This window comes from Sulfuriferula sp. (assembly GCF_054605375.1).
The window spans coordinates 1-5,629 of the sequence record NZ_JBTSEG010000058.1; the positions used below are offsets into that span (position 1 = coordinate 1).

Sequence of the window (5,629 nt, forward strand, 5' to 3'; positions counted from 1 at the left end):
TGAAATGCGCGAAATTTATGACGATATTCGTAGCGATTTCCGCTACGATCATGAGTTGAACGGCTGCCTGAATTGCGGTATTTGCACCGCTACGTGTCCGTCTGCTCAATTTTATGATTACAGCCCGCGCGAGATCGTTCAGCTGCTCTGGACCGAAAACGTTGAGCAGATTTATGACGCGATGCAGGAAAAAATATGGGCGTGCGCCCAGTGCATGACTTGTGCAGCGCGTTGCCCGTTCAAGAATTCCCCGGGTGGTCTGGTCATGATCATGCGTGAGGTGTCCATCAAGCACGGGATGCAATCTGCCAAAGACGTGTTGCGTCCTTTTGGCCGCGTGATGCTCAAGTTGATTACAACGGGCAATCAGCTTTCACCGGACATGATTCAGCCGGATCATTTCCCGGATTGGGGTCCGAATATCCAGAAAGTCGAAGGCGATCTCAAGACGCTGCGCAAGGCAATTCCTGTGCGCACATTGCAGACCACCGATACTGCATGGGAAGTCTCGCTGAAAACCTCGGTTGAGATGTATACCATTTGGGAAATGACCGGCGTATTGTCTTCGCTTGAGGCGATGGACGAGAATCTGTTTGACGTGATCGAAGATTTCATCGACGAAAAGCGTGAAGAGTACGAAGAGTGGTTGGAAGAGCAGGAAGACAAATAGTCGTTCGTCTCAACCTTAGACTAAGCACATTTAATTCAGGAGCTTGACCATGAGCAATATTGTGGATAGCAACGAAACCGAAGGCATAGCTGGACACGGTTCTTTCTTCCAGCAAACCAACCTCTCTGGCGCCGAAGCCGCGAAAGCCACCGAGTGGGTACGCAAGCACGTAGACAAGCGTACCGTTGATCTGGGTGAGCGCATGGATGACATTCGCGATCACATGTGGGAACTGGAGAAGGATGGCCAGATTATCGTCCATCGCATTACTGATGCGCATAAACCAATTGAAGTGCAAACCCTGTTCGGTTGGACCAAAAAAGTGCCGACTATGCAGTTGTGGCACCACAAATCCTGCGGCCAGTGTGGAAATATCCCTGGTTACCCAACCTCCTTGCTGTGGTTCATGAACAAGTTTGGTTTCGAACCAGGTAAAGACTATCTGGATGAAACCGACCAGACTTCCTGTACCGCATGGAACTATCACGGCTCTGGTATCGGCAACGTCGAGTCTCTGGCGGCTGTGTTCATGCGTAATTTCCACCAGGCTTATATTTCCGGCAAACAGCATGGTTTCGAAGCGGGTCATTTCTTTCCGCTGGTGCATTGCGGAACATCCTTCGGCAACTACAAGGAAATCCGCAAGTACCTTGTTGAGTCGGCTGAATTGCGCGAGCGTGTCACCAAGATTCTTGGCAAGTTGGGGCGTCTTGTTGATGGCAAACTGGTCATCCCGGAAGAGATCATTCACTACTCCGAGTGGGTGCACGTGATGCGCAATCGCATCGCTTCCGAACTGCAGACCGTCGATGTGTCCAACATTCGTGTGACCATGCACGCGGCCTGCCATTACTACAAGATGGTGCACGAAGATGCGATTTACGACCCCAGCGTGCTGGGTGGCAATCGTACCGCTGTCGGCAGCTCCGTGGCATTGGCGCTCGGCGCCCAGCTCATCGACTACTCAACATGGTACGACTGTTGCGGGTTTGGCTTCCGGCACATTATTTCCGAGCGCGAGTTCACGCGTTCCTTCACCATGGACCGCAAGATTCGCGTGGCACGAGAAGAAGCCAATGCGGATGTGATGCTGGGCATCGACACTGGTTGTATTACCACTATGGACAAGAACCAGTGGATCGGCAAGGCTCACGATAATGATTTCGCCGTGCCTATTATGGCTGATGTGCAATTTGCTGCGCTGGCCTGTGGTGCAGACCCGTTCAAGATTGTACAGTTGCAATGGCATGCCTCTCCCTGCGAAGAGCTGGTGGAAAAAATGGGCATGTCCTGGACCGAAGCCAAGAAAACATTCGAGTCTTACCTCAAGGAAGTCGAAGCTGGCAATATTGAATATTTGTATAACCCTGAATTGGCACTAGGAGCGAGCTAAATGTCTGATACTGTTTTGGTTGTGGGCGCAGGCCCCACGGGTCTGTCTGCCGCTGCTGGCGTTGCCTCTATCGGCAAGAAGGTGGTTCTGGTGGAAAAGGAAGCTGTGCTGGGTGGTGCGCCCATCCTGTCCGGTTATGCCAAGCTGGTACCGTCCGGCGAGTGGGCCAAGGATGCTATCGGTCGCATGGTCAAGCGTGTTGAAGATAGTCCCAACGTGACCATTCACAAATCCACCAAAGTGGTGAAAGTGGAAGGCGAGGCAGGAAATTTCACCGTTACACTATCCAATGGTCAAAGTGTCAATGTCGGTAGCATCATTCTCGGCACTGGTTTCACGCATTTCGATTCCATTAACAAGCCTGAGTGGGGCTTTGGCACCTACGAGGATGTGCTGACCACCACCCAGATGGAGCAAATGGTGTCCAGCGGAAAAATTGCCTGCCCGTCAGATGGGCGCGTGCCTGAACGTGTAGCGATTTTGCTGTGCGTGGGTTCGCGTGATCGGCAGATCGGTCGCGAGTGGTGCTCGAAGATTTGCTGCACTGTATCCACCAATCTGGCCATGGAAATCAAGGAAATTTCCCCACAAACAGACGTATTCATTTATTACATGGATATCCGCACTTTTGGTCTGTACGAAGACAAGTTCTACTGGAAATCCCAGGAAGAATACAAGACCAAATTCGTCAAGGCACGTATCGCCGAGGTTACCAAATCTGCCGATAACCGCTTGCTGGTCAAGGGTGAAGACACGCTGGTAAAGCGTCCTATCGTCATCCCCATGGACATCGTGGTTCATGCCATTGGCATGGATCCTAGCGAGGAAAACCCTGAGCTTGCAAAAGTGTTCGGTATCGGTCTGGAGAAGCATGGTTTCGTTGAAAAAGGCGAACAGTACACCAGCAGCTTCAGCAGCACGCGCCGTGGTATCTATGTGGGTGGTGCCGCATTGGGTCCGGAAGACATTGATACCAGCATCTCTCATGGTTTGGCTATGGCCATGCGCGCTGTTGGTGACATGAATGCTCTGGTTCAAAAAGCAGCCTGATAGCGCGGTTCCTGCCGGTGAGGCTGACACGATTGTGCCAGGTTCGCTGTCAGTCGCTCTGGATTCGGGCCAGTTTCAGCAACACTTTGCGAAGTTGAATAGCCAGGCGGAAGATGCGGCGGGACTGGAAGCGCTGTTGACCAGCCTGCAAATGAAAAGCCAGTTGTTTTCTAGCTTGCTTAACGTGCAGAATATACCATCTCTGACGATGGATGGTATTGAAGCGTTGCTGGAGACGGTGTTTTCCGCCCGGCGCCGGGTATTCCCGACGTTGCAAGCTTTAGGTGTTGCAGTGACCCGGAAGGCGATTCAGGATTTGCTCTATGGGGATGGAGCGCTGGTTGAAAGGTTGCAGGCATTTTCCGAGATCGTGCAGATAGATGAAACGGCCGACAAGGAAACGCGCAAGCAGGCTGCTAAAAATCGGCGCGCGGCATTCGATTTTGGAGCGGAAATGCTGCACTTCAATAATCCGGCCAAGTATCCGCTGATGACGCGCTGGGTGTGGGATCAGAATACGGTAAGTGGCGCGTTGCGTGAATTTATTCGGGGCAATGATTCCTTGCCCGATGTGCCGCTGGGTAACAGCCCGGAAATGTTTGAAGGAGCGCGTGCCTGGCTGGCTGAGCAGATTGCCGAGCAGGGTTTGTACAAGGATGTACCGTTCTGGATTGATCTGGTACAGGCGCAAGCTTACTCGGAGTATTTTCGCTCAATGGCAGAAGGCATGTTGAGCGCAGATTTTGGTCGAGGTATAACACCGCAAGAGCAGTTGAAGAAGTTTCTCGGAATAGATGCAGAGCGCAAGGCCGGGCAATCCAGGGTCAAGCGCGACACGGTTCATTAAGTCCAATTGTGCGAAATTTAAATGGGGCAGCGGGTGCTCCAGGGTTATAGATTTTAGGAGAAGCTTCAATGGCAATTCACGAAAAAACACTGATCGACGCAGATCGTCTGATTACCAGTGACAAACTGGTCGTAGACGGAGTGGATGTGTCAGGTCACTGGAACACCATGATCCTGCCGCGCACCCTGAAGGATTATGATGATGATTTTGAAACTAAACTCAAAACATATTCCGGCGCAGAAAATGTTCACCGTTGCTGGCAGTGCGGCTCATGTACCAATTCCTGCACGATGTACGCTCAGAATACCGATTTCAATCCGCGTTACTGGATTTATCTGGTTCGTCTAGGCCTCACGGATGAAATCCTGAAAGATAAAGATATTATCTGGCAGTGTGTTTCTTGCAATAAATGCACCAATATCTGTCCGAAAGATGTGCGCCCCGAGGGTGTGATGAAGGCGCTGGCGCACTGGATCGAGGAAGAAGGCTACGGACCAAAATCCAATTCCAGTATTTTCGACGAAGAATTTACTCGCCAGTGTCTGGAGCGTGGCCGCATCGAAGACTCTGAAGTGATGACGAATTTTTTCAAGAACAGTAAGCAGGACGTGATGCAAATGGCGTTGCACGGCTGGCTGGGTATTTTTGTGGCGCGCATGAACAAGTGGACAGAATTGCGCCAGGGTAACATTATCAAGTTCCTGGCACGTACCCCGATCATGCATTCTCTACATATGGGGCTGGCGATGTTCATCAAACCCAAAACGAAGTCCTGGGGACGTACCGGTGACGTATTGAAACAATATGTGAAAGAACAGAAGGAGTTGGCACATGGCTAAAGTTGCCTACTATCCGGGTTGCGCGCTTGAAGGTTCCGGCGGCCCTTACGATCGTTCCACCCGTGCACTGGTCAAGAGCCTGGGTCTGGAAATGGAAACGCTGCAGGATTGGAACTGTTGTGGCGCGATGGAGGTGAAAAATATTCATCCGATGCTGCAAACCTACATGTCCGCCCGCAACATGGCGATCGCCAGCGAGCAAATGGGCTACGATACGGTCATGGCTCCTTGCAACGGTTGCTATATGAATCTGAAAATGACTGAATATGAATTAGCCACTTCGGAAGAATCACTGAAAACCGTTCAGGATCTGGCCAAGAAATCCGACGACCCGGTCTATAAGGGCGATGTACGTACTGTTCACCTGCTCGAATGGCTGATGGAGGATCTGGGTACCGAAGGGATTAAACAAAAAATCTCCAAGAGTCTGAACGGTATCAAGATCGCCAACTACTATGGCTGCATGTATACGCGTCCGCGCCAGATTTATCCTGAAAAAGATCAGGGACCCGGTTCCGAGTCCAGCTACAAACCGCACTTTATGGATGACCTGTTGGGTGCAGCGGGTGCAATCAATGTGGATTTCCCGCTCAAGACTGCATGTTGCGGGGGTGCTCATACCCTGTCCGATGCGGATACTTCAACCCAACTGGTGCTGAATATTATTCAGGCAGCGGAGGATGCAGGTGCGGAAGTGATTGCTACCGAATGTCCAACATGCCACTCCGGCCTGGAAATGCATCAGGTGCGTGCTGAAACTGAATTTGGTATCAAAACCAATGTGAAGATTTTGTACTTTACACAGTTGCTTGGTCTGGCCATGGGGCTGT

At 51.3% G+C, this 5,629-nt stretch carries 6 protein-coding genes; all 6 read left to right on the forward strand.

The window, feature by feature from the left end:
- Positions 1-670, forward strand: a 670-nt coding sequence (locus tag ACYCZJ_RS16300) for a 4Fe-4S dicluster domain-containing protein (protein WP_461555277.1), incomplete at its 5' end; no start/stop codon positions are given.
- A 49-nt stretch (positions 671-719) separates the two neighbouring features.
- Positions 720-2,063, forward strand: coding sequence for a heterodisulfide reductase-related iron-sulfur binding cluster (locus ACYCZJ_RS16305; RefSeq protein ID WP_461555278.1), 1,344 nt, complete (start codon positions 720-722; stop codon positions 2,061-2,063).
- A complete protein-coding gene (locus ACYCZJ_RS16310; RefSeq protein WP_461555279.1) occupies positions 2,064-3,113 on the forward strand; it encodes a CoB--CoM heterodisulfide reductase iron-sulfur subunit A family protein in 1,050 nt (349 codons plus the stop codon).
- Positions 3,088-3,960, forward strand: coding sequence for a hypothetical protein (locus ACYCZJ_RS16315; RefSeq protein ID WP_461555280.1), 873 nt, complete (start codon positions 3,088-3,090; stop codon positions 3,958-3,960). Before ACYCZJ_RS16310 ends, ACYCZJ_RS16315 begins: the two co-directional genes overlap by 26 nt.
- A 68-nt stretch (positions 3,961-4,028) precedes the next feature.
- Positions 4,029-4,799 (forward strand): 4Fe-4S dicluster domain-containing protein, encoded by a 771-nt coding sequence (locus ACYCZJ_RS16320; RefSeq protein ID WP_461555281.1) that lies wholly within the window; start codon positions 4,029-4,031, stop codon positions 4,797-4,799.
- Positions 4,792-5,629: CoB--CoM heterodisulfide reductase iron-sulfur subunit B family protein (locus tag ACYCZJ_RS16325; RefSeq protein ID WP_461555282.1), on the forward strand; the 838-nt coding region annotated here is incomplete at its 3' end. The genes ACYCZJ_RS16320 and ACYCZJ_RS16325, both read left to right, overlap by 8 nt.

What these genes read in the sequence shown, in the direction of transcription:
- ACYCZJ_RS16315 (WP_461555280.1), top strand. Translation starts at nt 3,088, where the DNA reads ATGCTCTGGTTCAAAAAGCAGCCTGATAGCGCGGTTCCTGCCGGTGAG.
- ACYCZJ_RS16310 (WP_461555279.1), top strand. Translation starts at nt 2,064, where the DNA reads ATGTCTGATACTGTTTTGGTTGTGGGCGCAGGCCCCACGGGTCTGTCT.
- ACYCZJ_RS16320 (WP_461555281.1), top strand. Translation starts at nt 4,029, where the DNA reads ATGGCAATTCACGAAAAAACACTGATCGACGCAGATCGTCTGATTACC.
- ACYCZJ_RS16305 (WP_461555278.1), top strand. Translation starts at nt 720, where the DNA reads ATGAGCAATATTGTGGATAGCAACGAAACCGAAGGCATAGCTGGACAC.